Below are 26,057 nucleotides of genomic sequence, written 5' to 3'. Positions count from 1 at the left end.
TTCTTAAAGATTATGCGTTTCCTTTTGCTTTTTTGATAACTGCTTCCGAAATATTAGAAGGCGTTTCAGAGTAGTGTGAAAATTCCATAGTAGATGTTGCTCTACCTGATGAAAGTGTTCTTAACGTAGTAACGTATCCAAACATTTCAGATAATGGCACATCTGCTTTGATGGTTTTTGCACCAGCTCTATCACCCATATCATTCACCTGACCTCTACGACGGTTGATATCACCTACGATATCTCCCATGTTTTCTTCTGGTGTAATCACTTCCATTTTCATGATTGGCTCTAATATAACAGCACCAGCTGCTTTAGCTACCTCTCTATACCCCATTCTTGCTGCAAGCTCAAAAGAAAGTGCATCAGAATCCACCGGGTGGAAAGATCCGTCTAATAAAGTTACTTTCAAACTATCTACTTGGTATCCTGCTAAAGGACCCGTTTTCATAGCTTCTCTAAAACCTTTTTCAACTGATGGAATATATTCTTTAGGAACGTTACCACCTTTTACTGCATTTACAAACTGCAATCCAACTGGAGCTTTACCGTCAACTTCATCTGCCGGTTCAAGTATAAATACGATATCACCAAATTTACCACGACCCCCAGATTGTTTTTTGTAAGTCTCTCTATGTTGTGCTTTCTTAGTAAAAGCTTCTTTGTATTCAACTTGAGGCTCACCTTGGTTTACTTCAACTTTGAATTCACGTCTCATTCTATCAACTAAGATATCTAAGTGAAGTTCACCCATACCAGAGATAATAGTTTGACCCGAAGCCTCATCTGTTCTAACTGTAAAAGTAGGATCTTCTTCCGCTAATTTAGCCAAAGCCATACCCATTTTATCTACGTCAGCCTTAGTTTTAGGCTCAATTGCAATACCAATTACCGGCGCAGGGAATTTCATAGACTCAAGAATAATTGGGTGTTTTTCATCACACAATGTATCTCCAGTTTTGATATCTTTAAATCCAACTGCCGCTCCAATATCACCTGCTTCGATATACTCGATTGGGTTCTGCTTGTTAGCATGCATTTGGTAGATACGAGAAATTCTTTCTTTGTTTCCTGAACGCGTGTTCAAAACATAAGAACCTGCATCTAAACGTCCTGAATAAGCACGGAAGAAAGCTAAACGACCTACGAATGGGTCAGTAGCAATTTTAAAAGCTAAAGCAGCGAATGGCTCTTTAACATCTGGCTTACGCAAAATTTTAGTTTGATCTTCTTCTAATAAATCAGCATCATCAGGATGAATCCCTTGAATACCTTCTTTATCCATTGGAGACGGTAAGTATTTACATACCGCATCTAACATGAATTGAACTCCTTTGTTTTTGAAAGAAGAACCAGCAATCATAGGAATGATAGCCATATCCATTACAGCTGCTCTTAATGCAATGTTGATTTCTTCCTCTGTAATAGAGTTTTCATCTTCCATGAATTTTTCAAGCAAAGTCTCATCATAATCAGCTACTGCTTCAATAAGAATCGATCTGTATTCTTTAACTTCTTCAAGCATATCTTCCGGAATAGGCACAATATCATAAGTTGCCCCTAAACCTTCTTCATGCCATACTATAGCTTGATTTTTAACTAAATCTACAACACCTTTGAAATCATTTTCTTCACCAATTGGCAAAGTGATTGCAACTGCATTTGATTTCAACATATCTCTTACTTGTTGACAAACCATCAAAAAGTTAGAACCTTGTCTGTCCATTTTATTAACGAATCCAATACGTGGCACTCTGTATTGATCTGCTAATCTCCAGTTAGTTTCTGATTGTGGCTCAACACCATCAACAGCACTAAATAAGAAAACCAAACCATCAAGTACACGCAAAGAACGGTTTACTTCAACTGTAAAGTCAACGTGTCCTGGGGTATCGATAATATTAAAGTGATAAGGCAATGTTTCAGGTAAAACTTTACCTTGTGTAGTAGGAAAATTCCATTCACAAGTTGTAGCCGCAGAAGTAATTGTAATACCTCTTTCTTGCTCTTGTGCCATCCAGTCCATTGTTGCAGCACCATCGTGTACTTCACCAATTTTGTGTGATTTTCCTGTATAGAACAATATACGCTCCGTTGTTGTTGTTTTACCAGCATCAATGTGAGCAGCAATTCCTATATTTCTTGTATATTTAAGATCTCTAGCCATTTCTTAAGAATTAAAATCTAAAGTGAGAGAATGCTTTGTTAGCTTCTGCCATTTTGTGAGTATCCATTCTTTTCTTAACAGCAGCTCCTTCTTCTTTAGCCGCAGCTAAACATTCTGAAGCCAACCTTTGAGCCATAGACTTCTCATTTCTTCTTCTAGAATAAAGAATTAACCACTTCATTGCCATAGAAATCTTTCTATCTGGGCGAATTTGCATCGGAATCTGAAATGTAGCTCCACCTACTCTACGACTACGTACTTCTACGTGAGGCATAACATTGGTTAACGCATCTTTCCAAATTTCTAATGATGGTTTCTCTGCATCTTGTTTTTTAGACTCAATGATGTCAATTGCATCATAAAATACTTTAAACGCTGTCGATTTTTTTCCATCCCACATTAAGTTGTTCACAAAACGTGTTACCAGTTGGTCATTAAACCTTGGATCTGGTAAAAGTGGTCTTTTCTTTGCCGCTCTTTTTCTCATGTCTTTTTTTTAATAAAAAGTTATAGGTTATCCGTTAAATGTTATGCGTTATGCGCTTTCAACTTACGTATCCAACCTCTAACTCCTAACTCCTAACCTCTAACTCTTAACGTTTTAAATTACTTTTTTGCTTCTTTTGGGCGTTTTGCTCCGTACTTAGATCTTCTTTGCGTTCTTCCTGCTACTCCTGACGTATCAAGCGCACCACGAACGATGTGATATCTAACTCCTGGTAAATCTTTTACCCTTCCACCCCTAACTAATACTATCGAGTGCTCTTGTAAATTGTGTCCTTCACCAGGGATGTAAGCATTCACTTCATTACCATTTGTCAAACGTACACGCGCTACTTTACGCATTGCAGAGTTTGGTTTTTTTGGTGTTGTAGTGTAAACACGCGTACAAACCCCTCTTCTTTGAGGACAAGAATCTAAAGCAACCGATTTACTCTTCTTAGTTATCTGAGTTCTTCCTGTTCTTACTAATTGTTGAATTGTTGGCATAATTAATACTAAAAATTTCTTATTATATTAAATTCCCGCTTTTTACGGGGTTGCAAATGTAGAAAATATTTTTTACTCTACAAACGTTAATCTATTAATTTTCAATAAGATTATTTTATCATTTGATTTTTATCACAAACAATAGATATTTGCGTTACATTTATTAAAAACACATACTCATTTGAAATCCACTTTTATTTTACTATTCTTTCTGAATTTTTGCCTTAATTGTTCTGCGCAAAATTTTCGATTATTGATAACCGGAAGCAATTCATTAGAAACAAAAACTATAGATTCTCTAAAATACAACACAGAACACAAAAACACGAAATCAATTAGCGAAGAGATAAACAGAGTTTCTGAAAAATTATCCGAAATAGGCTATATAGACAATACCACACATGGATTCACTAAAAAAAAAGACTCAAGTTATGTAGCAAATTTCATATTAGGCAAAAAAGTAAAATCAATACATATATATATAGGTACAAATAATCTACTTAACAACCCCGCAGACCCAGACAAAAAAAAGGACACTTTAGTATTGCCTTATATAGAAATTGATTCTTTTCTAAAACAAACCGTTCAAAAATTAGAACAAAACGGATTCGCATTAGCAAAATTAAAACTAATAAACCTTAAAAGAGTCGATACTGAAATTTACGCTGATTTAAAACTGGAATCAAACGAAAAAAGAACACTAAACTCCATCACAATAAATTACGCAGAAAATAACCGGTCAAACAAATTTCCCAGTGGACATTTAGCACAAATCAACAGAAAATATAAAAACAGCATTTTTAATCAAAAAATAGTAAGTGAAATTTATAATGATTTTGAAAAATTTGGATTTATTAGCCAAGTGAAATATCCTGAAATTTTATTTACAAAAGACACAACGAAAGTTTACGTATATCTTGAGAAAAAAAAATCTAATACTTTTGACGGATTTATTGGGTTCTCCAATAATGAAAATAAAAAAATAACTCTAAATGGCTACTTAGACGTAAAGCTAGAAAATATTTTAGGCTCTGGAGAACAATTATCTGTTTACTGGAAAAGCGATGGAAACGATCAAAAAACATTTAATGCCAGCATTGAGCTTCCTTATTTACTCAAAACCCCAGTAGGATTAAAAGCACAAATTCAATTATTCAGACAAGACAGCACTTTCCAGAACACAAAAACAGCAATTGACTTAAGCTACTTTACAAATTACAACACACGATTTTATCTAGGATACCAAACCACAGAATCAAGTGACATTCAAAATTCAACCGACACTTCGATAAGCGATTTTAGCAATTCCTTTGTAACGTCCACTTTTAATTATATAAAACCTGACTTAGCTAATTTTACTTTTCCAATAAAATCAATTTTTTTAATAACCGCCGGAACCGGAAAACGAGAAATTAACAATCAGTCAGAAAACACCACGAAAAGCAATCAGTTTTTTTTAAACATTCAAGCCACTCATAACTTTAACTTGAATAAAAAGAATATAATCAATATAAATAGTCAGAATTATTATTTACAAAGCAGCAAGTACATCATAAATGAACTTTTTCGTTTTGGAGGATTCAACAGCATAAGAGGCTTTGCTGAAAATAGCTTACAAGCTTACTTTACAACCTCAATACTTACAGAATATCGACACATACTCTCTCCTAATCTCTACGTTCACTCCATTTTAGATTACTGTATCTACAAGAACAAATCTGGCAAAGAACAAACAGACAACACCAAAAAACTTCTAGGCATCGGACTAGGACTTGGGCTACAAACAAAAAACGGCTTACTAAGACTTGCTATAGCAAATGGCAGCACCCACAACCAACAAATAGAAATTTATAACACTATTATCCATATTTGTTATAATGTTAAATTTTAATCACAATGAAAATTAGCGTTTCATTTATTAGGAAAGTTAACAAATTATTAAGAGTTTTGTCACACTAATTCAAAATTTTTAAAAATGAAACTAAAGTTCAATGGGATCTTAGTATTACTAGTAGTACTTATGGCGCAACTAACCTTTGCGCAAGAAAGAGCTGTTTCAGGTGTTGTTTCTGATAATGCAGGATTGCCTTTACCAGGCGTGAGTGTATTAGTGAAAGGAACTAAATCCGGGACACAAACTGATTTTGACGGAAAATATTCCATCAAAGCAACATCAAGCCAAGTCTTGATTTTTAGCTACATTGGAATGAAAACCCAAGAAGTTACAGCTAGTTCAGCTAACTTAAACATCAAACTGAAAGATGATTCTGTAGAACTTGAAGGAGTTGTAATAAACGTATTAGGGGTTGAAGTAAAGAAAAACCAAAATGCTTCAGCCTATTCTAAAGTAAAAGGCACAGCACTTACAAATTCAGGAGAAACATCTCTTTTAAAAGGATTATCTGCCAAGGCATCCGGTGTTAGTATTGTTTCAAGTTCAGGTGATCCTGGGTCTGGCGCTTATATTCAAATTAGAGGACAAAATTCTATTACAGGATCAACGCAACCTTTATTTGTTGTTGACGGTATTCCTATCTCTAGTGATGAGCTCGGAAGTACTGTAGACGGTGTGGGACAACAAAGCAGAATGAATGATATCAACCCGAATGACGTTGAATCTGTACAAGTATTGAAAGGCGCTTCAGCTGCCGCTCTTTGGGGCTATAGAGCCGCAAACGGAGTTGTCCTTATTAAAACAAAAAAAGGAAAGAAAGGAAAAATTTCTGTTGATATAAACTCAAGTGTTTCCTTTGACAAAGTGAATATTAAGATGGATCTTCAAGATCGATTCGGACAAGGTATAAATGACAAAAACATTGGTGAAATAAACCCTGCTACTGGCAGAAGAATAAGAAATAACGCCAATTCCTTTGGAGGCAAAATATCTACCCGAACCGGAAACGACATCTATAAAACTACTGGACCTTATTTTGTTTCTAATAGCGGTAAAATAATTTACCCTGTTGCAAATGGAGGCAAACAAAGCACCGCTAATTACAACGATTCAAACATGGATTCAGTAATTGGAGATGGTTTTTCATTAGACAATCATATTGGTATTAGTGGCGGTGGAGAAAACACCAATTTTTATCTTGGTATAGGAAGCACTAAACAAGATGGTATCATTAGAAATTCTGATTACGAAAGAACCAGTTTAGACTTTACATCTGAATCTAAAATTGGAGATAAAACTAGTTTTAAAAGTAAATTTGGCTATTCAGCTGTTAATTCCAACAGAATACAAACAGGTTCTAACACTAGCGGACTTTTTCTAGGTCTTTATAGAACCCCTGCAGATTTTGACAATTCTGACTATATCGGAACTTATTATGATGCCACTGGAGTTCCTTCATTCAACAGCCACAGAGCTTACAGACAAGAAATCGGTACTTTTGACGGAGATTTAAACCCAAGTTACAACAATCCTCTTTGGACAACCGATGTACAAAAAAATCCCAATACTGTTGACAGATACATTGCCGGTTTCGAGTTAAAACATGATGTAAATAACTGGTTATCCTTGCTAGCAAGGGTTGGTTTAGACGGTTATAGCGACAAAAGAGCTACCTTATTCCCGATAAATTCTTCTGAAAACGCAGGAAATGGTAGCGCTAGTGAAAGTGTAACGGACTTCCAGCAATATAACGTTGATTTTATGGCGTTAGGAAATTTAAAAGTTAACGAAAACATAGGACTTGATTATCTGGCAGGTTTCAATTTTGCAGAAACAAAATACGACCAAAGAGGTGGTTCTTATAAAAACTTTTTAATTGATTCTAATACATTCTCATACGACAATGCATTGATCAACGACAAAACAACCTTTTTAGACAGAACGTATTCAAAATTGAGTGGTGCTTATTTCTCTACAGCATTTGATTACAAAGAATATTTATTCTTGACTTTAGGAGGACGTTTTGAGACATCTTCTTCTTATGATCCAAATATGAAAGTGTATTTTTATCCAACTGCAGAGCTTGGGTATAAGTTTGCTAAAAATTTAAAAAGCGAAACACTTACTGATGGAAAACTACGTCTAACATACGGACAAATCGCCTCTATTCCAAGACCTTATGCCGGAACTACTTATTTCAACTCCGCTGTGGGAACAGAAGGATGGGGACCAAGCTATGATTCTGGAGTTTATAATGGTTCATTCCAAAGAGCTGCAACTAAAGGAAATCCTAACTTGAAACCGGAGATAAAAACAGAGTTTGAAATTGGTGCTGACTTAGAATTTTTCAGAAGAATAAAACTTTCAGGTACATTCTATTCAAATGAAACCAAAGATTTACTTGTTGACGTACCTTTAAACGGCAGTTCTACCTTTAGTGGTCTTTATGGTAATTTTGCCACTATCCAAAACAAAGGAATTGAACTGGATTTCGACGCTAACATTCTCTCTTCCAATTCAGCCGTACAATGGACTATTTTTGGTAACTGGAGTAAAAACACGAATGAAGTGACTAAATTAGAAGGTACAGAATCTTTATTCTTAAATGGTTTTACAGGTTCATCGTCACGTGCTGTCCTTGGTCAACCACTTGGTGTTCTATGGGGCGGAAAGTTTGACAGAGACGCAAATGGAGCAATGATATTAGATGCAAATGGCTTTCCAACAGTTGCCAATGCTGAAGGCGTAATAGGGAATCCTAATCCAGACTGGAGAGGAGCAATAGGAACATCTGTTTCTTATAAAAATTTCAAATTGAGTACCTTATTTGATGCTTCCATAGGAGGTCAGTTATGGGATGGCACAAACGGTGCCTTAACCAACTTCGGTAGAACTTGGGAAACTGCAAATGAGGCAACCCTAACAACACCTTTAAAAAATTATGCCGGAGCAACAATCCCAGCAGGAACCATAAGAGGAAATATTCGTGATTTTGGGGCAGGACCAGTCTTACTTGACCAGTCTTGGTATTCAAGCGTTGGTGGTGGTTTCGGTCCGGTTGGGGAACAATTTGTCAAATCAGCTTCTTGGGTAAAATGGAGAGAATTAACTTTGTCTTATTTATTGAAGTTTGAAAACTCTAAAATTGGAGTTGAAAGTATTACTTTTTCTGGAACGGGAAGAAACTTATGGTTATGGACCGAAGCTAAAGATTTGGGACAAGATCCGGAAACCAATCTTACAGGAGGTTCAAACGGAAGAGGATTACAGTATTTCAATAGTCCAAACTCTAAATCACTTATCTTTAGTGTAAACTTAAAATTCTAAAACATGAAAAATATATTTATAAAAACAGCAAGTTTATGCTTACTGCTCACAACCCTATTTAGTTGTACCGATTATGTGGACGACATGAATGTAGATCCTGATAATTTAACGGATGCCGATGCTAGAAACTTATTTCAAGGTGTACTTTTGGCTAATCAGTTTTTCCAAACAAGTTCAAATACCCGAGAAATAATGATTTGGCTTAATCAGGCTAATGGAGAAAACCGACAATATATTGCTTTAAACGACTGGAACACTTCAACTGCCTCAGGATTTGATGATAGCTGGAATAACGCTTATGTAAACTGTATTGCTCAAGCCAAGTTAACCCAATTAAAAGCGGGACAAGAAGTAAACCCTAATCTAAAAGGTGCTGCTCAGGTCATTGAAGCGCATTGTATGGGAACTGTTACTTCTTTATGGGGAGATGCTCCATATTCAGAGTTAGATATCACCGGACAGAATCTTACCCCTAAATATGATGCACAGGCAACGATTTACAGTAATATCCAGACACTTTTGGATCAAGCCATTGTGAATCTTAATTCAACTTTAGGAAAAGGAATCCCTTCTGACAAAGACATATATTATGCTGGAGATGCTTCAAAATGGATCAAATTGGCTTATTCGCTTAAGGCAAAATTCTATCTTCATGTGAAAGATTATCCAAAAGCAAAAGCAAATGCTTTATTAGGTATCGACAATGCTGATGATGATTTTAAAGCAAAATTTGGAAACGCCAGTTACCAAGATTTTAATCCTTTTTATTCTTTCTTAGTTTATGACAGGGATGATTATATGTCAGGTGACAGCTACGCTGCCAGACTTCTTGACCCATCCGCAGCTTTATACAGAGGAAATGCAAAAACGGATGAATCTGCAAGATATGCTTTTACATATAATGAGGAATACTTTTCTCCTTACGGATTAAATATTTACAGTACAGACTATTTTTCACCAGATCCTATTACAGAAATGGAAAAAGGTAAATTTGGTAGTGATTCTCCAATGCCGATGGTTACTTACGGAGAAATGTTATTGATTATTGCCGAATCGGACGCAAGAACTTCATTTGCAACAGGTTTAACTTCTTATAACAATTACAGAGCTTTGCTAAATACTGGTTATTCAATAGGGGTAATAAATGCAGGTTATGATAGCGAAACATTCAGTTATGCTGCTTATACTGCTCTAGATTTTGCTCCTACAGGAATGGAGAATGTATCTGGAACTCTTACAGCTCAGAATGCCTTATTAAGAGAAATATTCCAAGAAAGATACATCTACTTTATGGGTAACTACGAAAGCTTTAATGATTTTGGAAGATCAAACAACATGGCAGGAATACAATTGAAACCAGGTAATGCAGGAACTCCGGAACGATTTTTATATCCGCAGGTAGAGATTAATGCGAATCCAAACACGCCTAGTCCAATTCCTACAATGGTTACAAAAACACCAGTACACAATTAATAGAATTTACAAAATAAATCTAAAAACCACCACCTAAAAAGTGGTGGTTTTTTTATATCTTTGCACCATGGAAAAAGAACATCAAATATTCGGGATTAGAGCAATAATTGAAGCAATACAAGCGGGCGCAACGGTAGACAAAGTTTATATTCAAAAGGAAGCAAGCAGCGAACTGATGAAAGACTTGATGAAAGTGATGAAGCGTGGTAATATTAACTTTTCTTATGTTCCTGTTGAAAAACTGAACAGATTGACCCCTAATAATCATCAAGGTGCTGTGGCAACTGTCTCTCCCATTTCCTTTTTTGACTTAGAATCTTTGATAGAATCGGTAATCGAAAATGGAAAAAAACCACTGTTTTTGATTTTAGACCAAATATCAGATGCCCGTAATTTTGGTGCTATCATCAGAACTGCAGAATGCACAGGCGTAAATGGTATAATTGTTCAAAAAGCAGGCTCAGCTCCTGTTAATGGCGATACTGTAAAAACATCTGCCGGAGCAGTATTCAACATTCCAATTTGTAAAGTAGAACACATCAAGGACGCTATTTTTCTTTTACAGGCAAGCGGTATAAAAACCGTAGCAGCTACCGAGAAAACAGATCAAAATATTTATGATATTAATCTAAACGAACCCGTTGCAATCATTATGGGGTCGGAAGACCGTGGCGTAAATCCATCAGTTCTTAAAATTGTTGACGAGAAGGCTAAACTTCCAATGTTTGGAACTATTGGTTCATTGAATGTATCAGTAGCTTGTGGTGCTTTTTTATATGAAGCGGTAAGACAACGATCTTAGATTGCTGGACTTCTTAGATTTTTAGGCTCTTACACCCTCTAAACTCCTTACTGAAAATGAATCAAGACTCCGGTTTTGATTCATTTTTTTTATCTGTGACAATCTCATAATCTACTGGAAAATTAGATGTGTAATAGGATGGAAATTCCTGCTGTTCTTCATTTTCTTCAATTTTTGGGATATTTTCAAAATTTCCATTGGCATCAAATCGCTGCATAAATTTATCTTCTGAAGCATCAAAATCCGGGTGTTCCCAATCATACTTAATGACTTTCTTATACTCCGGAGTTTTATAAACCAACGAAAGAAAAAATCCCGTAAGTAATCCTCCCAAATGGCCTTCCCAAGAAACAGATTTATTTCCTGTTATCTCAGGACTAGGAAAAACATACCAAACCAAGCCTCCATAAACAACAATTACGGCTAGTGACAAAGCTACCAATCTATTGTATTTAGTTTGTATGCCTTTAAAAAAAACAAAGCTAAAGAGGACATAAATTAATCCGCTTGCCCCTATGTGGTAATTATCTCTGCCAATAACCCAAGTAATAAATCCCGATATTAAAATTCCGTATCCAATAACTCTTATCGATTGATCCGCATAAAAAAATTGCAGAGCTGCCAATAAAATCAGCAAAGGAATCGAATTATTATAAAGATGCTCCATATCAGCATGAATAAATGGGCTTAGAAAAACACCTTGTAAACCTGAAAAAGTTCTTGGATAAATACCATTTTGCACAAAGTCAAAATCAAATCGTATTTCGAGCCAAAAAACAAACCACAGCAATACCACAAAAAAAAGAGGTAGTCCAATAACTGAATTGGTAAATTTAAAATGCTTTTCCATGAATAGTGTGAAGTTTTATGTTCAAGTCTTAATTCAAAAACTTCTCCAAAAGCAATTTAATGCTATTTTGTCATATTTAAACTGAAAATGCATTTTTTAATACGATTGCCTAGCCCAGTCCCGACGCTTCGGGAGAAAGGGCCTTTTATATCTCGTTTTTTCAACGAGATACAAAAGATATAGTGTATCCCGAAGCTTCGGGAGAAATAGCTCCTATCAAAACAAATTTTGACAATCTCAGACAAGTTCAGATTAAAAAAAAACAGTAATTTTACGTTATGGAAGCACCACTTGCAGAACGCATACGACCACAAAAATTAGAAGACTACATCAGTCAATCCCATCTTGTAGGACCAAATGGCTCATTGACGCAACAAATTGCAAAAGGAATTATTCCGTCATTAATTTTTTGGGGACCACCCGGAACAGGAAAAACAACTTTGGCACAAATTATTGCACAAGAATCAAAACGACCATTTTATATTTTGAGTGCCATCAATTCGGGTGTCAAAGATATTCGTGACGTGATTGAAAAAGCGAAGCAAAGCGGTGGTTTATTTACTGCTAAAAATCCTATTTTATTCATCGATGAGATTCATCGTTTCAGCAAATCGCAACAAGATTCCCTGCTGGCAGCAGTAGAAAAAGGTTGGATTACACTTATTGGCGCCACTACAGAAAATCCCAGTTTTGAAGTTATTCCCGCATTACTATCCCGTTGTCAGGTTTATATTTTGAATGCTTTTACCAAACAAGATTTAGAGTCTCTGCTGGAACGCGCTATGAAAACAGACAGTTATTTGTCTACAAAAAATATTGTTTTAAGCGAAACAGAAGCCCTACTGAGACTTTCCGGTGGTGATGGACGCAAACTATTAAATATTTTTGAACTTGTCGTAAATGCGTCTAATGAAGACGAAATTTTAATCACAAATGATCGTGTTTTCGCTTTGGTACAACAAAACACCGTTTTGTATGACAAAACCGGTGAACAACATTATGACATTGTATCCGCTTTTATAAAATCAATTAGAGGAAGTGATCCTAATGGCGCTGTTTATTGGCTAGCCCGAATGATTGAAGGCGGCGAAGATGTAAAATTTATTGCCAGAAGAATGCTTATTCTAAGCAGTGAAGATATAGGAAATGCTAATCCAACGGCTTTTATTATGGCTAATAATACTTTTCAGGCTGTTGCTACAATTGGATATCCTGAAAGTAGAATTATTTTGAGCCAGTGCACCGTTTACCTCGCGACTTCGCCCAAGAGTAACGCTTCGTATTTAGCCATCGGAACGGCTCAACAACTTGTTAAACAAACTGGGGATTTACCGGTTCCTATTCATTTACGCAATGCACCAACAAAATTAATGAAAGAATTAGGCTATGGTGAAGAATACAAATATTCGCACGATTACACCAATAATTTTGCGGAACAGGAATTTTTACCTGAAGCGCTAAGCAAAACCCCAATATATGTCCCTGGAAACAACTCTAGAGAAAATAGCATCCGGGAATTTCTTAAAAACCGTTGGAAAGATAAATACGGGTATTAAATCCCATAAAAAAATGTCTTGATTTCTCAAGACATTTTTTTATGAAACTATTTTCGATAACAGATTTCTGAAGTCTAAAACTTAACGGCTACTTTTTCAGAAATTAATTTATCGTTTTGATAATATTCAAAATACCACTGATTGTCTTTTAGAATTAATGACCCTTGAACCGTGTCTTTAATTGCGATAAAGGAATTCGACTGAGAGGTTTTTAATAACTTCATAATAACTTTTGGCGTGTTATCGATTAATTGAAAACCAGTAGCCGTAGGTTGTGCATACAGCAAATTAGAATCCGCAAGTACAGTATTAACTACAACGGACTCACTTACCACATTCGCAACTACAGCAACAGGAGCTGGCATCGGTTTAACAACTTCCGGTTGTATAGCAGATTGAACTTTCACGGTCGCACTTCCGTTGTATTTATATTTCAACTCATAAAGAGACCGGAAGGCTTCGTTCAACGCTTCGGTATAAGCGACTTGATACTCCTTTTCCTTACTTTTTCCGGTTATGGATTGGAAAATTATCTTGCCATAACAATCCTTCATCGTTATAAAAAGCTTAGTCGTCAAAAAGCCACTTTCTTTTACCACATCAATATACAATAAATTACATCTGTCATTATATTCACTGGGCATAGTTTCACTGGCATAGAATGACACAAAACCTGCTTTATTTAGATTAAACTTAGTCATTGTTGTCAATCGATATTGATTTTCGCTTTTAAGGAAATCGTATTTAACTGGAATTATTACCGCTTTGTAATCGTTTACAGATTGAGAGTAGGAATAACTAACAATCAATAGTAACAAGAATAGGAATTGTTTTTTCATCTTTATAAATATTTTTTAAGTTCTAATAAATGATTAATTTGTTTAATATGCTGTTCAACCTGTATTTTACTTTCATTAAAAAAAATAGCATCTAATCCGGAGTCAAGAGCACCCTGAACATCTGCATCTAAGCTATCCCCTATCATGATGCTGTTCTCTTTTTTGGTTTTGGCCAAATCTAAAGCATAATCAAAAATAATGGGATTTGGTTTTTTTACTCCAGCCATTTCAGAATTTGTGATGGTTTGAAAATAACTCCCGATGTTAGAATTATTTATTTTTTTGTATTGAACCGCGGCAAATCCGTTAGTAATTATATGGAGATTATATTTTTGATTCAAATAGTCTAACACTTCAATTGTTCCATCAAAAAGATGATTGTTTTCGGGTAAAAAACGAATATAATCATTTGCTATAGCATCAATTTCCTCATCAGAAATCGAATAATCAAGAGCATCAAAAGAATATTTCAATCGATTGTAACGCAATTCAGCATGCGTGATTTTATCATATTGATATAGCTTCCAACATTCTTGATTTATCGGCACATATTTTTCAATAAATACTTTAGTCTCAATTGCGGGATGACTTTTATTAAAAATAGTCTCAAATGTCAACTCTGAATTTTTATCAAAATCCCAAAGTGTATGATCTAAATCAAAGAAAACATCAGTTATTATAGTATGCTTCATTTTAATTTTTAAAATATTCCTTCATCAACAAAGCTAAAATAATTAGTTTCAGTCACAATCAAATGATCTAAAACTTTTATTTCTAAACTATCGCCTGCCAATTTTAATTTTCTTGTAATCTGTTTATCCGTATCACTTGGAATCAAAGCTCCCGAAGGATGATTATGACACAAGATTAATCCAGTCGCGCCCATTTCAAGTGCCGTTTTAAAAACGATGCGAACATCTACTAAAGTTCCGGTGATTCCGCCTTTGCTCAATTGGGACTTCGAAATAACCTTATTCGAATTATTCAAATAAATGATCCAAAATTCCTCGTGTGGCAATTCACCAATAATAGGCTGCATGATTTCGAAAATTATTTTACTGGAAGTAACTTTCATTAATTCCACCGCATCTTCAGCCCTTCTTCGTCTTCCTAATTCTAAAGCAGCAATAATGGAAATTGCTTTCGCTTCCCCAATTCCTTTGAAATTCATTAATTGCGAAATGGATAATTTCCCTAACGCATTCAAATTATTCTCTACGCTTGCTAAAATCCTTTTACTCAAATCAACCGCCGATTCGTTTCTGCTTCCTGAACCAATCAAAATGGCAATCAATTCAGCGTCACTCAAAATACTTTTGCCTTTCAGCATTAGTTTTTCACGCGGCTTGTCATCTTCAGACCAATTCGTTATAGGGAAAAAGAAATTTTCAGCCATTGATTTTGTGTTTAAATTTGTTTTCGCATGCAAATACTATTTTCTAAACCCACATAAGGTTCGTAATTATCAACTATACTATATCCTGTTTTTTGATATAAAGCGATGGCTTCCTTTTGTTTGTGTAATGTTTCCAAAACAGAAAACGAATATCCTAAATCATGTGCCCAAAGTTCTAATTCTTGCAAAATCTTTTGAGCCAAACCCATTCCTCGAGCTTCAGAAGAAACAAACATACGCTTTATTTCAATTGCATTTTTATCGTATTTTTTAAAGCAACCACAAGCCACTGCTTTGTCCTCCAAATAAATAACAACAACATTCAGATTTAATTCAATGATATTATTACCCCAATAATTTGTTTTTAATTCCGGATAACGCTCCCACAAACTTTTATCTAATGCTGTGATGAGAGTAATGAAGTCCGGATTTTCACTTGTAGTTTTAGAAATTCTTATAGTGTCATTCATATCACTTTTTACTTTACCAATTCTTTTACTTCATCAAAGTTCAATCCGCCATAATTACCGGAACTCATCAACAACAAAGCCGAATTTTCAAGATTCAAGTTGAATAAATAGTCTTTGAAATCTTTTGGATTGGTATAAATAATTAAATCTTCACGATTAAAAGATTTAGCAATTTGTTCGTACGTAACTTCTTCAAGCTGTTTGATTTTTACTGCATCGGGCGAATAGAAAACTACCGCTTTATCGGCATACTCTAATGCTCCTTCATATTCTTTCAGGAATTCTGCATTCAAACTGCTATAGGTATGCAATTCTAAACAAGCCACCAAAGTTCTGTTTGGATATTGCTCTTTTACCGCTTTTGTAGTTGCGGCAACTTTACTTGGTGAATGGGCAAAATCTTTATAGGCCACTTTTGTTTTGCTTTCAGCAATTTTTTCCAATCGTTTTGATGCGCCTTTAAAACTGGCAATAGCTTCATAAAAATCAGCTTCATCAACTCCCATATTTTGACAAATCCATTTGGCACCAGCCAAATTATTAAGATTATGTGCTCCAAAAACTTCAATTGGCATATCACCTTCGGGTGTTTCTAGAAGTGTCACACCATCATTAACAGCATATTTTGGAGTATGATATGCTAGTTTTCGAATTGGGTTCGTAGCAGCTTCGGACACTCTTTTTACTTCAGCATCATCTTCGTTATAAACGAGGATCCCACCATTGGTAATTTTACCAATAAAAATTTCAAACTGTTCTACGTAATTCTCATACGTTGGAAAAACATTAATATGATCCCACGCAATCCCTGAAATTAGGGCAATATTTGGTTGATACAAATGAAATTTGGGTCTTCGGTCAATTGGCGAAGACAAATATTCATCCCCTTCCAAAACGATAAAATCATTCTCTTCCGTAAGATGCACCATCGTATCGAAACCCTCCAGTTGCGCGCCAACCATATAATCAACCGCTATATCGTGGTAATGCATCACATGTAAAATCATAGAAGTTATCGTCGTTTTTCCATGAGAACCGCCAATGACAACACGTGTTTTGTTTTTGGATTGTTCGTAAAGAAATTCAGGATAAGAGTATATTTTCAACCCTAATTCTTGTGCTTTTAATAATTCAAGATTATCAGCTTTTGCATGCATCCCAAGAATTACCGCTTCAATAGCTGACGTTATTTTTTCAGGAAACCAGCCTAATGCTGGAGGTAAAATCCCTTTTTTGTCTAATCTTGATTTTGATGGTTCAAAAATCGCATCGTCACTTCCTGTAACTTGATATCCTTTGTTGTGTAGTGCTAAAGCCAGATTGTGCATGGCGCTTCCGCCAATAGCTATAAAATGTGTACGCATTCTAATTATTTTGGTTTAAGGTTGTTGTATTCAAGATCAATTAAATCTCCCCTGAACTTTATTATTATATGATTCTAAGACTGTTTTTGCTTTTTCAGGCTCCCTCATTTTGTTCTTGTACAAGTTAGCTAACTTTTGATAACTTGTTTTTGAACCTCCTGCAAGTATAGCTTTTCTATACTGTTGTTCCGCAACTCTATATCTTTTAAAATATTCTTCAATATGACCTCTTGACAAATAACCGTCAACTGGAGACAATCGCAATAATTCATTTGAATATTTTATTGCTTTAGACTCACTTCCTCCTACAATTCCTGGCAATTGAATGTATATTTCTATCAAAGCCCAACGCGATTCAATGTGTTTTGGATTAAGGCTTATGGCTTTTTCAAAAGAGCCTTTGACTTCATCAATCATTCCAAGCGCCTTAAATTTATTCGATTCTTTGGCTTTCATCCCTAAAGCGCCACCATATTTATAATGATAATTAGCCTCTGATGGTTTTAAAACTTTCAGCTTTTTGTAATAAATAACAGCTTTATCCCATGATTTATAATAACCCGCAATATCTCCTAAATATTCTATTGTTTTCAAATCTGAAGAATTTGTTTTCAATACAGATTCAAAGACCAACTCGGCCCGATCTATTTTATCAGCCTTATATAGTTTTTCTGCTCTGTCAAAATCAGATTGTGCCCACATCATAACCGGTAGGAATAAAAATAAATAAAGAATCTGTTTCATTGTCCAAAAATAAGGAAATTTTGAAGTATTAAACAGATTTTTTTATTCATAAAAAAGTGAACAAACAAAATAATACTGAGAGAAATAATAATAAACAAGAAACAGTATCATAACATAGAGTGATTAATTTGGCCAAAACAAATTATGAAAAAAAAGATAAAAATTCCTTTAGTTGTATTTAGCGATGTACACTTAGGAACATACGGCTGTCAAGCTAAAGAATTACTGCTATATTTTAATCAATTCAACCAAAAATGCTGGTTTTAAATGGGGATATTATCGATATGTGGAGTTTTAGCAAAAGCTATTTTCCAGAATCACACATGAATGTATTGAGACAAATCATAAAAATGTCAAATCAAAAAATCCGTTTTATTTACATTACCGGAAATCATGGGAGCAACGAAGACAAAATCATCAATAATATTGTTATCAAAATCTTATCCTAGCTATTTTAAATGCCTTCTTTCTAAATAAAATCACATGAAAATATTTTATGCCATTCAGGCAACGGGCAATGGTCACATCAGCAGAGCGATACAACTATATCCTTATCTGCAAAAATTTGGCGAAGTTGATTTTTTCATGAGTGGTAACAATGCCAGTCTGGATGTCAATTTACCTATAAAATTCAAAAGCGAGGGTTGCAGCCTGCATTATAGTAAATGTGGCGGTTTGAATTACTGGGATATTGCCAAAAACATCAAACCAAAACAAATATATAAAGACGCGAATTCTTTACCGCTTAAAAACTATGACGTGGTCATCAATGATTTTGATTCGATTACTTCTTTGGCTTGCAAATTACAAAAGGTACATTCAATACAATTTGGACATCAGGCAAGTTTTATATCCCCTTTGACTCCCAGACCTGAAAAAAAGAGCATTATGGGAGAAATGATTCTGAAACATTATGCACCCTCTCCACAATATATTGGATTGCATTTTGACAAATACGACTCCTTTATACTTCCTCCAATTATTAAAGATGAAATCATAAATGCAGTACCAAAAAACAAAGGCCATATTACCGTTTATCTACCTTCTTTTCAAAAGGATTGTTTAGAAAAAGCATTCAACAAACTTCCAAACTTCCATTTTCATTGGTTTTTGAATGATGTGCAAACCAAACATACGATAAAAAACGTTACTTATTTCCCCGTTAATCAAGAGTACTTCAATAAAAGTCTCATCAATTGCGAAGGAATTATTACCGGCGGAGGATTTGAAACGCCTGCTGAGGCATTGTATTTAGAAAAAAAAATACTTTCGATTCCCATTCGGAAGCATTATGAACAAGAATGCAATGCAGCAGCGCTCAAAAAAATGGGTGTTCCTGTTCTTTATGATGTTGGAGATGATTTTTATTTAATAATAGGGAATTGGCTTGATTCCGCTATAAAATACCCGAAGATACAAGCCAATAACATCCCTGAAACCTTGCAATTTTTATTTGACACTTATAACAGTAAACAACACTTATAAAAACAAAAAAAGGCGCTCTTTTCAGAACACCTGTTTGTATAAAAATTTAAAATGTTAATCATTCAACATTTTCCATAATTTGTCTTTCAACTCTGTCAAACCTTGTTGCGCAACAGAAGAAATAAACATATAAGGAATGTCTTTGAAAGCAACATCTAGTTCTACTTTTAGCTCAGCTTTTAACTCATCATCAAGCATATCGCATTTTGAAATGACCAACAAACGCTCTTTGTCGAGCATTTCCGGATTGTATTTTGTCAATTCGTTTACCAAAATATCATATTCCGCTTTGATGTCCGGAGTATCAACAGGAACTAGAAAAAGTAACGTTGAATTACGTTCAATATGACGTAAGAAATAATGCCCCAACCCTTTTCCTTCGGCAGCTCCTTCTATAATTCCGGGAATATCTGCAATTACAAAAGATTGAAAATCTCTGTACGCTACAATTCCAAGATTTGGTTTTAAGGTCGTAAAAGGATAATCTGCAATTTTTGGTTTAGCTGAAGTCAATACTGACAATAGCGTTGATTTTCCTGCATTAGGAAAACCTACCAAACCTACATCAGCCAACACTTTTAATTCTAAAATCACATCCATTTCTGAGCCAGGTAATCCAGGCTGTGAATATCTAGGTGTTTGATTAGTTGAACTTCTAAAATGCCAGTTTCCTAAACCACCTTTTCCTCCGCGAGAAAGTACTTGTTTTTCACCATCTTCGGTAATTTCAAATAATATTTCTCCGGTTTCTTTATCTTTTACTACCGTTCCTAGCGGAACTTCGATGTATTTATCATCACCATCAGCACCTGTACTTCTGTCACCACTACCATCTCCACCATTCCCAGCTTTAATATGACGCGCAAATTTAAGATGAAACAATGTCCAAAGCCCTTTGTTTCCTACAAGATAAACATGTCCTCCACGACCACCATCTCCCCCATCTGGTCCACCTTTTTCAATAAACTTTTCTCTATGCAAATGCGTAGATCCTTTTCCTCCTTTTCCGGAAGAAACATATATTTTAACGTAATCTACAAAATTCCCTTCAGTCATTTTTTTTAATTTCAGATTTCAGATTTCGGATTTCAGATTGAAAAAATTCAAAAAGCTATCAGTCTCCTGTCCTCTATTTTTATTATTAATTATTTAAGTGCTTTCACCATCACTTTATCAATCTTCACTCCATCCATATCGATGACTTCTAACTCAAATTTTTGCCAAATCAATTTTTCTCCTTGTTTTGGAATATGAGACAGTTCCGTCATTATTAATCCACTCACCGTGGTTACTTCGTAATCATTCCTTAATTCGTCTAATTCGAAATAAGTCAAGAAATCATGCAGTGAATAATGCCCGTCAACCAGCCATGTTCCATCTTCTCTTTCAATCAGCTGGAAATCATCTTTATAAAATTCTGAAGCATCACCAACCAAGGCTTCCAGAATATCATTCAGAGTGATTACACCTTGAAAAACGCCATACTCATCAGAGACAAATGCATAATGAATACCTGTTTTTTTGAAGTTTTCTAAGGCTATATAAGCGGTAGTTTGCTCCATCATAAAAGGAGCTTCGGTCATTATATCAGCCAAAATGAAGTTTTCGTTTTCAAAATGGGCAAAAATATTTTTCAGATTAACGACTCCAACAATATCATCATAATTTTTACCGTAAACTGGGTAAATAGAATGTAATTCTTTGAGCATAAATTCCTTAACCTGTTCTTTATCAGAATGCAAAGGTAAAAAAACCACCGACTTCCTGTGCGTCATCAATGAGTTTATTTTTCGGTCTCCAATATGAAAAACGCGCTCTACAATATCTTGCTCTATTTCCTGTACTTCTCCACCTTCTGTCCCTTCTTTGATAATCGCTTTTATTTCTTCTTCGGTAACTTTACCATCCGATGTAGGTTTTATTTTTAAAATACCCAACAAAAAGTCGGTCGAATGAGTCAACATCCAAATAAATGGAGCTGTAATAATCGAAACTATTTTCATAGGCATTGCAACCGCTTTTGCAATAGATTCCGGATGATTCAAACCAATTCTTTTTGGCAACAACTCCCCTAAAACCAAGGAGAAAAAAGTCAAAATTACCACTACTATTCCTACTGCAATAGGATGTCCATAAGGTTTTAGCATTTCGAATCCACTAACAAAGGTTTCGACATCGGTAGTTATTTTAGCACCACTATATATACCGGTAAGAATTCCTATAAGCGTCATTCCTATTTGTACCGTTGACAAAAATTTGTTTGGCGAATTGGCCAAATCCAATGCGATTTTAGCACTTTTATTTCCTTTTTTTGCTGCGGTCTCTAATCTGTTTTTCCGTGCCGAAATCAATGCGATTTCTGACATAGAGAAAACCCCATTTAATAGTATTAGAAAAAATATAATTAGTATTTCCAATTTTTTTTTTATTAGTTAGGTGTTATGCGTTATGTGTTATGCGTTTTTCACCCGCATAACCCTTAACCCTTAACTTTTGCTTCTAATCCATCGATCACATTGCTCACTCTTTCGGTAATTTCAGCAATGGAACCTATTCCATTTACTGCGTGAAATTTCCCTTGCTCCTGATAATAATTCATTAAAGGAGCTGTCTTTTCATTGTATTCCTGATAGCGATTTCTGATTTTTTCTGCATCTTGATCGTCAACTCTACCACTTGTTTTCCCTCTTTCCAATAAGCGTTGCACTAGAATTTCGTCATCTGCTTCAAGCGCAATTGTTGCAGCAACTTGAGAACCTATTGAAGTAAGAAATGCGTCTAAAGCTTCGGCCTGTGAAATTGTTCTTGGATACCCGTCAAACAAAATTCCGTTTGTATCCGGATGTTTATTTACCTCATCAATTAGCATTTTTGTTGTCAATTCATCCGGCACTAAATCGCCAGCATCCATGAATATTCTTGCTTGTTTGCCTAGTTCTGTATCGTTTTTTAAATTAAAACGAAATACATCACCGGTGGATATATGTGTTAATTTGTATTTTTCCTTCAAAAACTCTGCTTGAGTTCCCTTACCTGCTCCTGGTTTTCCAAATAAAACAATGTTAGTCATTTTTTAAAGTTATGTGTTATGCGTTTTTTTGTTATGTGTTTTCTGTTAGGTGTTATGTGCTTTCAACCCTTAACTTTTACTCTTTCAATTTATATACTTCTGGTAAATTTCTTCCTAGTCCATTATAGTCTAAGCCGTAGCCAACAATAAATTTATTTGGAATTCTAATCCCAACATAATCTATTTTTATGTCTTTTGTGTATGCTTCCGGTTTGAAAAAAAGTGTCGCTATTTTGAAATGTTTAACATTTTGTTTTTTGAATAATGCTTTCAATTCTACTAAAGTATTCCCGGTATCTACAATATCTTCTATTATAATAACAGAGCGCCCGGTCAAATCCTGGTTCAGCCCTATTAATTGTTTTACTTCGTTTGTTGTAGAAGTTCCCTCATATGATGCCATTTTTATGAACGAGACTTCACATGGTTTTGTATACAGTTTCATGAAATCAGAAACTACCATAAAAGCGCCATTCAATACCCCAACAAATACCGGTGTTTCATCAGCAAAATCGTCTTCAACTTGTGCCACCATTTTTGCGATGGCAAATTCAATTTCTTTAGCAGAAATAAACGGAACAAATTGTTTATCGAGAAGTTGTATCATTATTTTCGTGTTTAAAATAATGGGCAAAGATACAGAATTCGGATTTGACAATTGATACTTGATCCTAAATTTGTATTTTTAAATCAAATTATAAGAGAGATGCCTACTGAATTACAAAAAAACCTTGATTCCCTTAAAGCGTACAGAGAAACCCGACTAAAAATAGCACACCATATTTTAGAGAATCCGAATTTTCTTGACGAGTTAATTACAATTTGTTTTACTGTTTCTGATAAAAATTCGCATAAAGCCTGTTGGATTTTAGAATTTGTATCTTATGAAAAGTTAAAATGGTTGCAACCGTACATGGATTTTTATTGCGAAAACATTGGAAAACTAAAAGACGAAAGTGCGATTCGACCGATGGCGAAAATTTGTCAGCTTCTGGTGACTTCTCATTTCAAAAACAAAGAAATACAACTTTCAGAAAATCATCTGCAAAAAATTACGGAAACCTGCTTTGACTGGTTAATAAACGACACTAAAGTGGCCTCAAAATGCTATTCTATCCGAACCTTATACGTATTAGGAAAGTATTTTGATTGGATTCATCCTGAACTACAAATTATTCTTGAACAAAATTACACAAATCATTCGGCAGCCTATAAAGCAGTAGCTCGAGAAATTTTGAAGAAAATAAAATAGCATTAACTATCCCTTTCTCTCCAATTTAAACAACTTGGGTAACCGTTCAAAAAAAAGAGGCTGCCTAATAAATAGACAACCCCCTTCTGTTTTTAAATTAGACTGACAAAATAAAGACTATTTCAAAAGTTTTTTTTTGATAGTCTTATTAAAACTTAAAGCGAATAAAAAATTCATTTGTGTTTTTTGCGCTTGCCAATTCTGTTCTGGTACTTACCTCATAAGCATAACCTACCATCATGCGCTTGCTTATTGTGAAATCAACTATGCCCGCAAAGGCTTCATCAGTTCGATACATAGCTCCAATTTCAAAATTATTTTGAATCTGAATCATCGAGTTAATATCGATAGAGACTGGGGCGCCATTAACATATCTTAGCATAAATGAAGGCTTTAATACCAAAGACGCATCTGAGTTCAAGTTAAAATCATATCCTCCACTCATGTAAATATGGGGTCTGTCAGTTGCTACAGAAGCATATCCATCCTCATTTTTAGCTCTTTCCGTATTTAATATTCTGGGTACAGAAAGCGAAACAAAGAATTTTTCGTTTTTTAACAAAGCCCCTACACCTACATTGGGATTAAAATGATTCATAGATTCCAAGGCAGGATCAGATTGCGACAAATAAGTTTGAAGTCCCGATGTATTTACATCGTAAAAATTACCTCCTGCTTTAAATCCCAAGTATAAGTCCATGGTCTCATCCATTTTTAACTTATACGAAAAATCAATTCCTAACATGGTTTGTTTTTCGATAAACGTTTTATCCCTAACCATAGAAATCCCTAATCCTAAATTACTCCCCACATTTGTACCAAAAGAAACTGCCTGAGATTCTGGCGCATCCTTGATTCCTGTCCATTGTCTTCGGAACGAACCCGTAACAACCGTTTCACCATCCACTCCCGCATAAGCTGGGTTTATCATATTCATATGATACCTGTACATGGTAAAAGTACTTTCCTGCTGAGCGAAAAGGGCACTACTTAAAAGCAGCAGTGCTCCTGCCAATATATTTTTAACTATTTTCATGTCTTTCGTTTTCTTATTTTACGACTATCTGTTTATGTATATCCAACCTTCTTTATCTACTGTACCATCACCTTCAAAATCGATTTGATAATAATACGAACTTCCTTCAGGTAACAACTGGCTATTGTTTTTGCTATGACCATCCCAATCATTTTGGTAATTTCTGGCAGAAAAAACCTCTGTTCCCCAACGATTGAAAACGCGTACCATTGAGTTAGGATGATTTTCGATATTGTAAATAACCCAAGTATCATTAACTCCATCTCCGTTTGGAGTTACAGCCTCTGCTACATTAATCTCGATCAAATCACAAAGATCCCCCAGACCATCATGATCGCGATCTTCCTGATTGGGATTGTAAGTCATCGGACAGTTATCTACCGTGTCTAGAATTCCATCATTGTCATCATCATCATCACAAACATCACCAAGAATGTCTTGGTCGTTATCCGCTTGATTCGCATTCGCTATTAAAGAACAGTTGTCATTACCATCTAATACTCCATCATTGTCGTCGTCATCATCACAATTGTCTTTGATTCCATCAGAATCATTGTCGCCAAATGTATTAACAACCGTTACCACCGCAGAAGCCGTTGCTACATTACCTTTGACATCTCTTACAGTCAGAATAACCGTATTAGCTCCTACATTGGCACAACTAAAAGTAAGTTTACTTAAACTGATTGAAGCAATTCCGCAATTATCAGTTGATCCATTATTTATTTGAGCTGCAGTTATCGATGCATTTCCAGAAGCATCCAATTGAACCGGGATGTTTTTTGTCAAAACAATTGGAGCAACTTTATCTTCAATAGTTACCGTCGCTGTTTGAGTAGCAACATTTCCGTTTACATCTGTCGCTTTCAAAGTAACCGTATTGGCTCCGACATTCGCACAAGTAAATACATTAGGCGAGACACTTAAAGTAGCGATTCCGCAAGCATCCGTTGCACCAGCGTTTATATCACCCGCAACGATCGATGCATTTCCTGTAGTATTAAGTTGAACTGTAATGTTTTTTGTAAGAACAACTGGAGCAACTTTATCTTCAACTGTTACTGTCGCCGTTTGAGAAGAAACGTTTCCGTTTACATCAGTAGCGGTCAAAGTAACTGTGTTGGCTCCGACATTGGCGCAAGTAAATGAAGTTTTGTCTAATTCCAATAAATCAATTCCACAAGCATCAGTCGATCCATTGTTTACGTCAGCAGGAGCAATTGTCGCATTTCCTGTAGCATCCAATTGAACTGTAATATCTTTTGTAGCAACAACTGCCGCAACTTTATCTTCAACCGTTACCGTCGCCGTTTGAGAAGAAATGTTTCCGTTTACATCAGTA

At 35.2% G+C, this 26,057-nt stretch carries 24 protein-coding genes; 8 read left to right on the top strand and 16 right to left on the bottom strand.

Annotated elements, in window-relative coordinates; translation table 11 throughout:
• Positions 1–10: 10 nt before the first annotated feature.
• The 3 genes from fusA to rpsL form a co-directional block, all read right to left on the bottom strand.
• On the bottom strand, positions 11–2,167 hold the full coding sequence (gene fusA, locus ACNQGX_RS11550; protein WP_417976418.1) for an elongation factor G: 2,157 nt from the start codon (positions 2,165–2,167) through the stop codon (positions 11–13).
• 10 nt (positions 2,168–2,177) lie between these two features.
• Positions 2,178–2,654: a 30S ribosomal protein S7 gene (gene rpsG / locus ACNQGX_RS11545; RefSeq protein WP_035668130.1), complete on the bottom strand. Its 477-nt coding sequence runs from the start codon at positions 2,652–2,654 to the stop codon at positions 2,178–2,180.
• Positions 2,655–2,773: 119 nt separating this feature from the next.
• The gene (rpsL, locus tag ACNQGX_RS11540; protein ID WP_007136570.1) at positions 2,774–3,157 is read right to left on the bottom strand and encodes a 30S ribosomal protein S12; all 384 of its coding nucleotides are present in this window, start codon (positions 3,155–3,157) and stop codon (positions 2,774–2,776) included.
• Between the two features lie 253 nt (positions 3,158–3,410).
• Between rpsL and ACNQGX_RS11535 the strand changes: the two genes are divergently transcribed.
• From ACNQGX_RS11535 to rlmB, 4 genes are all read left to right on the top strand, one after another.
• Entirely contained in the window at positions 3,411–5,048 is a 1,638-nt protein-coding gene (locus ACNQGX_RS11535; protein WP_417976414.1) for a BamA/TamA family outer membrane protein, read from the top strand.
• 84 nt (positions 5,049–5,132) lie between these two features.
• The gene (locus ACNQGX_RS11530; protein WP_417976412.1) at positions 5,133–8,378 is read left to right on the top strand and encodes a SusC/RagA family TonB-linked outer membrane protein; all 3,246 of its coding nucleotides are present in this window, start codon (positions 5,133–5,135) and stop codon (positions 8,376–8,378) included.
• A 3-nt stretch (positions 8,379–8,381) separates the two neighbouring features.
• Complete coding sequence (locus ACNQGX_RS11525) at positions 8,382–9,851, top strand: SusD/RagB family nutrient-binding outer membrane lipoprotein (protein WP_417976410.1); 1,470 nt, start codon at positions 8,382–8,384, stop codon at positions 9,849–9,851.
• Between the two features lie 67 nt (positions 9,852–9,918).
• A complete protein-coding gene (gene rlmB, locus ACNQGX_RS11520) occupies positions 9,919–10,653 on the top strand; it encodes a 23S rRNA (guanosine(2251)-2'-O)-methyltransferase RlmB (RefSeq protein ID WP_417976409.1) in 735 nt (244 codons plus the stop codon).
• Between the two features lie 61 nt (positions 10,654–10,714).
• Here rlmB and ACNQGX_RS11515 read toward each other — a convergent pair whose 3' ends face one another.
• On the bottom strand, positions 10,715–11,503 hold the full coding sequence (locus ACNQGX_RS11515) for a rhomboid family intramembrane serine protease (protein WP_417976407.1): 789 nt from the start codon (positions 11,501–11,503) through the stop codon (positions 10,715–10,717).
• Positions 11,504–11,781: 278 nt separating this feature from the next.
• Here ACNQGX_RS11515 and ACNQGX_RS11510 point away from each other — a divergent pair, with 278 nt between their 5' ends.
• Positions 11,782–13,059 (top strand): replication-associated recombination protein A, encoded by a 1,278-nt coding sequence (locus ACNQGX_RS11510; RefSeq protein ID WP_417976405.1) that lies wholly within the window; start codon positions 11,782–11,784, stop codon positions 13,057–13,059.
• A 74-nt stretch (positions 13,060–13,133) separates the two neighbouring features.
• On the opposite strand, the gene ACNQGX_RS11505 is transcribed toward ACNQGX_RS11510, so the two are convergent.
• The 6 genes from ACNQGX_RS11505 to ACNQGX_RS11480 are packed head-to-tail and all read right to left on the bottom strand — an operon-like array spanning position 13,134 to position 17,872.
• Complete coding sequence (locus ACNQGX_RS11505) at positions 13,134–13,898, bottom strand: hypothetical protein (RefSeq protein WP_417976403.1); 765 nt, start codon at positions 13,896–13,898, stop codon at positions 13,134–13,136.
• Positions 13,899–13,900: 2 nt separating this feature from the next.
• Entirely contained in the window at positions 13,901–14,590 is a 690-nt protein-coding gene (locus tag ACNQGX_RS11500) for a YjjG family noncanonical pyrimidine nucleotidase (protein WP_417976401.1), read from the bottom strand.
• Between the two features lie 8 nt (positions 14,591–14,598).
• On the bottom strand, positions 14,599–15,294 hold the full coding sequence (radC, locus tag ACNQGX_RS11495) for a RadC family protein (RefSeq protein ID WP_417976399.1): 696 nt from the start codon (positions 15,292–15,294) through the stop codon (positions 14,599–14,601).
• An 11-nt stretch (positions 15,295–15,305) separates the two neighbouring features.
• A complete protein-coding gene (locus tag ACNQGX_RS11490) occupies positions 15,306–15,764 on the bottom strand; it encodes a GNAT family N-acetyltransferase (RefSeq protein ID WP_417976397.1) in 459 nt (152 codons plus the stop codon).
• 8 nt (positions 15,765–15,772) lie between these two features.
• Positions 15,773–17,128: a UDP-N-acetylmuramate--L-alanine ligase gene (locus ACNQGX_RS11485; protein WP_417976395.1), complete on the bottom strand. Its 1,356-nt coding sequence runs from the start codon at positions 17,126–17,128 to the stop codon at positions 15,773–15,775.
• A gap of 36 nt (positions 17,129–17,164) precedes the next feature.
• Complete coding sequence (locus tag ACNQGX_RS11480) at positions 17,165–17,872, bottom strand: tetratricopeptide repeat protein (protein WP_417976394.1); 708 nt, start codon at positions 17,870–17,872, stop codon at positions 17,165–17,167.
• A 254-nt stretch (positions 17,873–18,126) separates the two neighbouring features.
• Here ACNQGX_RS11480 and ACNQGX_RS11475 point away from each other — a divergent pair, with 254 nt between their 5' ends.
• Together ACNQGX_RS11475 and ACNQGX_RS11470 are read left to right on the top strand one after the other, a co-directional pair.
• A complete protein-coding gene (locus tag ACNQGX_RS11475) occupies positions 18,127–18,321 on the top strand; it encodes a hypothetical protein (RefSeq protein ID WP_417976392.1) in 195 nt (64 codons plus the stop codon).
• Positions 18,322–18,355: 34 nt separating this feature from the next.
• Positions 18,356–19,357 carry a glycosyltransferase family protein gene (locus ACNQGX_RS11470; RefSeq protein WP_417976390.1) on the top strand — a complete coding sequence of 334 codons (1,002 nt, stop codon included), beginning with the start codon at positions 18,356–18,358 and terminating at the stop codon, positions 19,355–19,357.
• Positions 19,358–19,411: 54 nt separating this feature from the next.
• Here the strand turns inward: ACNQGX_RS11470 and obgE are convergent, their stop codons facing one another.
• The 4 genes from obgE to hpt form a co-directional block, all read right to left on the bottom strand.
• Positions 19,412–20,413 carry a GTPase ObgE gene (gene obgE, locus ACNQGX_RS11465; protein ID WP_131916989.1) on the bottom strand — a complete coding sequence of 334 codons (1,002 nt, stop codon included), beginning with the start codon at positions 20,411–20,413 and terminating at the stop codon, positions 19,412–19,414.
• An 89-nt stretch (positions 20,414–20,502) separates the two neighbouring features.
• Positions 20,503–21,774: a hemolysin family protein gene (locus ACNQGX_RS11460; RefSeq protein ID WP_417976387.1), complete on the bottom strand. Its 1,272-nt coding sequence runs from the start codon at positions 21,772–21,774 to the stop codon at positions 20,503–20,505.
• 62 nt (positions 21,775–21,836) lie between these two features.
• Positions 21,837–22,427 carry an adenylate kinase gene (locus tag ACNQGX_RS11455; RefSeq protein ID WP_417976385.1) on the bottom strand — a complete coding sequence of 197 codons (591 nt, stop codon included), beginning with the start codon at positions 22,425–22,427 and terminating at the stop codon, positions 21,837–21,839.
• A 76-nt stretch (positions 22,428–22,503) separates the two neighbouring features.
• Complete coding sequence (gene hpt, locus ACNQGX_RS11450) at positions 22,504–23,034, bottom strand: hypoxanthine phosphoribosyltransferase (RefSeq protein ID WP_417976383.1); 531 nt, start codon at positions 23,032–23,034, stop codon at positions 22,504–22,506.
• Positions 23,035–23,133: 99 nt separating this feature from the next.
• On the opposite strand from hpt, the gene ACNQGX_RS11445 reads away from it, so the two are divergent.
• Positions 23,134–23,679, top strand: a complete 546-nt coding sequence (locus ACNQGX_RS11445; RefSeq protein WP_417976381.1) for a hypothetical protein — start codon at positions 23,134–23,136, stop codon at positions 23,677–23,679.
• A 148-nt stretch (positions 23,680–23,827) separates the two neighbouring features.
• Here the strand turns inward: ACNQGX_RS11445 and ACNQGX_RS11440 are convergent, their stop codons facing one another.
• Complete coding sequence (locus ACNQGX_RS11440; protein WP_417976379.1) at positions 23,828–24,715, bottom strand: PorP/SprF family type IX secretion system membrane protein; 888 nt, start codon at positions 24,713–24,715, stop codon at positions 23,828–23,830.
• Between the two features lie 24 nt (positions 24,716–24,739).
• A partial coding sequence (locus ACNQGX_RS11435) for a gliding motility-associated C-terminal domain-containing protein (protein ID WP_417976377.1) occupies positions 24,740–26,057 on the bottom strand: 1,318 nt, incomplete at its 5' end.

The organism is Flavobacterium glycogeni (genome assembly GCF_048286775.1).
Lineage (GTDB): Bacteria > Bacteroidota > Bacteroidia > Flavobacteriales > Flavobacteriaceae > Flavobacterium.
Note: the sequence above shows the minus strand (reverse complement) of the source record. Positions and strands in the feature narration are given on the sequence as shown.

Coding starts and splice junctions, on each gene's coding strand:
- fusA (WP_417976418.1), bottom strand. CDS start 2,167: ATGGCTAGAGATCTTAAATATACAAGAAATATAGGAATTGCTGCTCAC.
- ACNQGX_RS11530 (WP_417976412.1), top strand. CDS start 5,133: ATGAAACTAAAGTTCAATGGGATCTTAGTATTACTAGTAGTACTTATG.
- ACNQGX_RS11475 (WP_417976392.1), top strand. CDS start 18,127: ATGCTGGTTTTAAATGGGGATATTATCGATATGTGGAGTTTTAGCAAA.
- ACNQGX_RS11470 (WP_417976390.1), top strand. CDS start 18,356: ATGAAAATATTTTATGCCATTCAGGCAACGGGCAATGGTCACATCAGC.
- ACNQGX_RS11525 (WP_417976410.1), top strand. CDS start 8,382: ATGAAAAATATATTTATAAAAACAGCAAGTTTATGCTTACTGCTCACA.
- ACNQGX_RS11480 (WP_417976394.1), bottom strand. CDS start 17,872: ATGAAACAGATTCTTTATTTATTTTTATTCCTACCGGTTATGATGTGG.
- ACNQGX_RS11490 (WP_417976397.1), bottom strand. CDS start 15,764: ATGAATGACACTATAAGAATTTCTAAAACTACAAGTGAAAATCCGGAC.
- rlmB (WP_417976409.1), top strand. CDS start 9,919: ATGGAAAAAGAACATCAAATATTCGGGATTAGAGCAATAATTGAAGCA.
- ACNQGX_RS11500 (WP_417976401.1), bottom strand. CDS start 14,590: ATGAAGCATACTATAATAACTGATGTTTTCTTTGATTTAGATCATACA.
- rpsG (WP_035668130.1), bottom strand. CDS start 2,654: ATGAGAAAAAGAGCGGCAAAGAAAAGACCACTTTTACCAGATCCAAGG.
- hpt (WP_417976383.1), bottom strand. CDS start 23,034: ATGATACAACTTCTCGATAAACAATTTGTTCCGTTTATTTCTGCTAAA.
- ACNQGX_RS11485 (WP_417976395.1), bottom strand. CDS start 17,128: ATGCGTACACATTTTATAGCTATTGGCGGAAGCGCCATGCACAATCTG.
- radC (WP_417976399.1), bottom strand. CDS start 15,294: ATGGCTGAAAATTTCTTTTTCCCTATAACGAATTGGTCTGAAGATGAC.
- ACNQGX_RS11455 (WP_417976385.1), bottom strand. CDS start 22,427: ATGACTAACATTGTTTTATTTGGAAAACCAGGAGCAGGTAAGGGAACT.
- ACNQGX_RS11440 (WP_417976379.1), bottom strand. CDS start 24,715: ATGAAAATAGTTAAAAATATATTGGCAGGAGCACTGCTGCTTTTAAGT.
- ACNQGX_RS11445 (WP_417976381.1), top strand. CDS start 23,134: ATGCCTACTGAATTACAAAAAAACCTTGATTCCCTTAAAGCGTACAGA.
- rpsL (WP_007136570.1), bottom strand. CDS start 3,157: ATGCCAACAATTCAACAATTAGTAAGAACAGGAAGAACTCAGATAACT.
- ACNQGX_RS11505 (WP_417976403.1), bottom strand. CDS start 13,898: ATGAAAAAACAATTCCTATTCTTGTTACTATTGATTGTTAGTTATTCC.
- ACNQGX_RS11510 (WP_417976405.1), top strand. CDS start 11,782: ATGGAAGCACCACTTGCAGAACGCATACGACCACAAAAATTAGAAGAC.
- obgE (WP_131916989.1), bottom strand. CDS start 20,413: ATGACTGAAGGGAATTTTGTAGATTACGTTAAAATATATGTTTCTTCC.
- ACNQGX_RS11515 (WP_417976407.1), bottom strand. CDS start 11,503: ATGGAAAAGCATTTTAAATTTACCAATTCAGTTATTGGACTACCTCTT.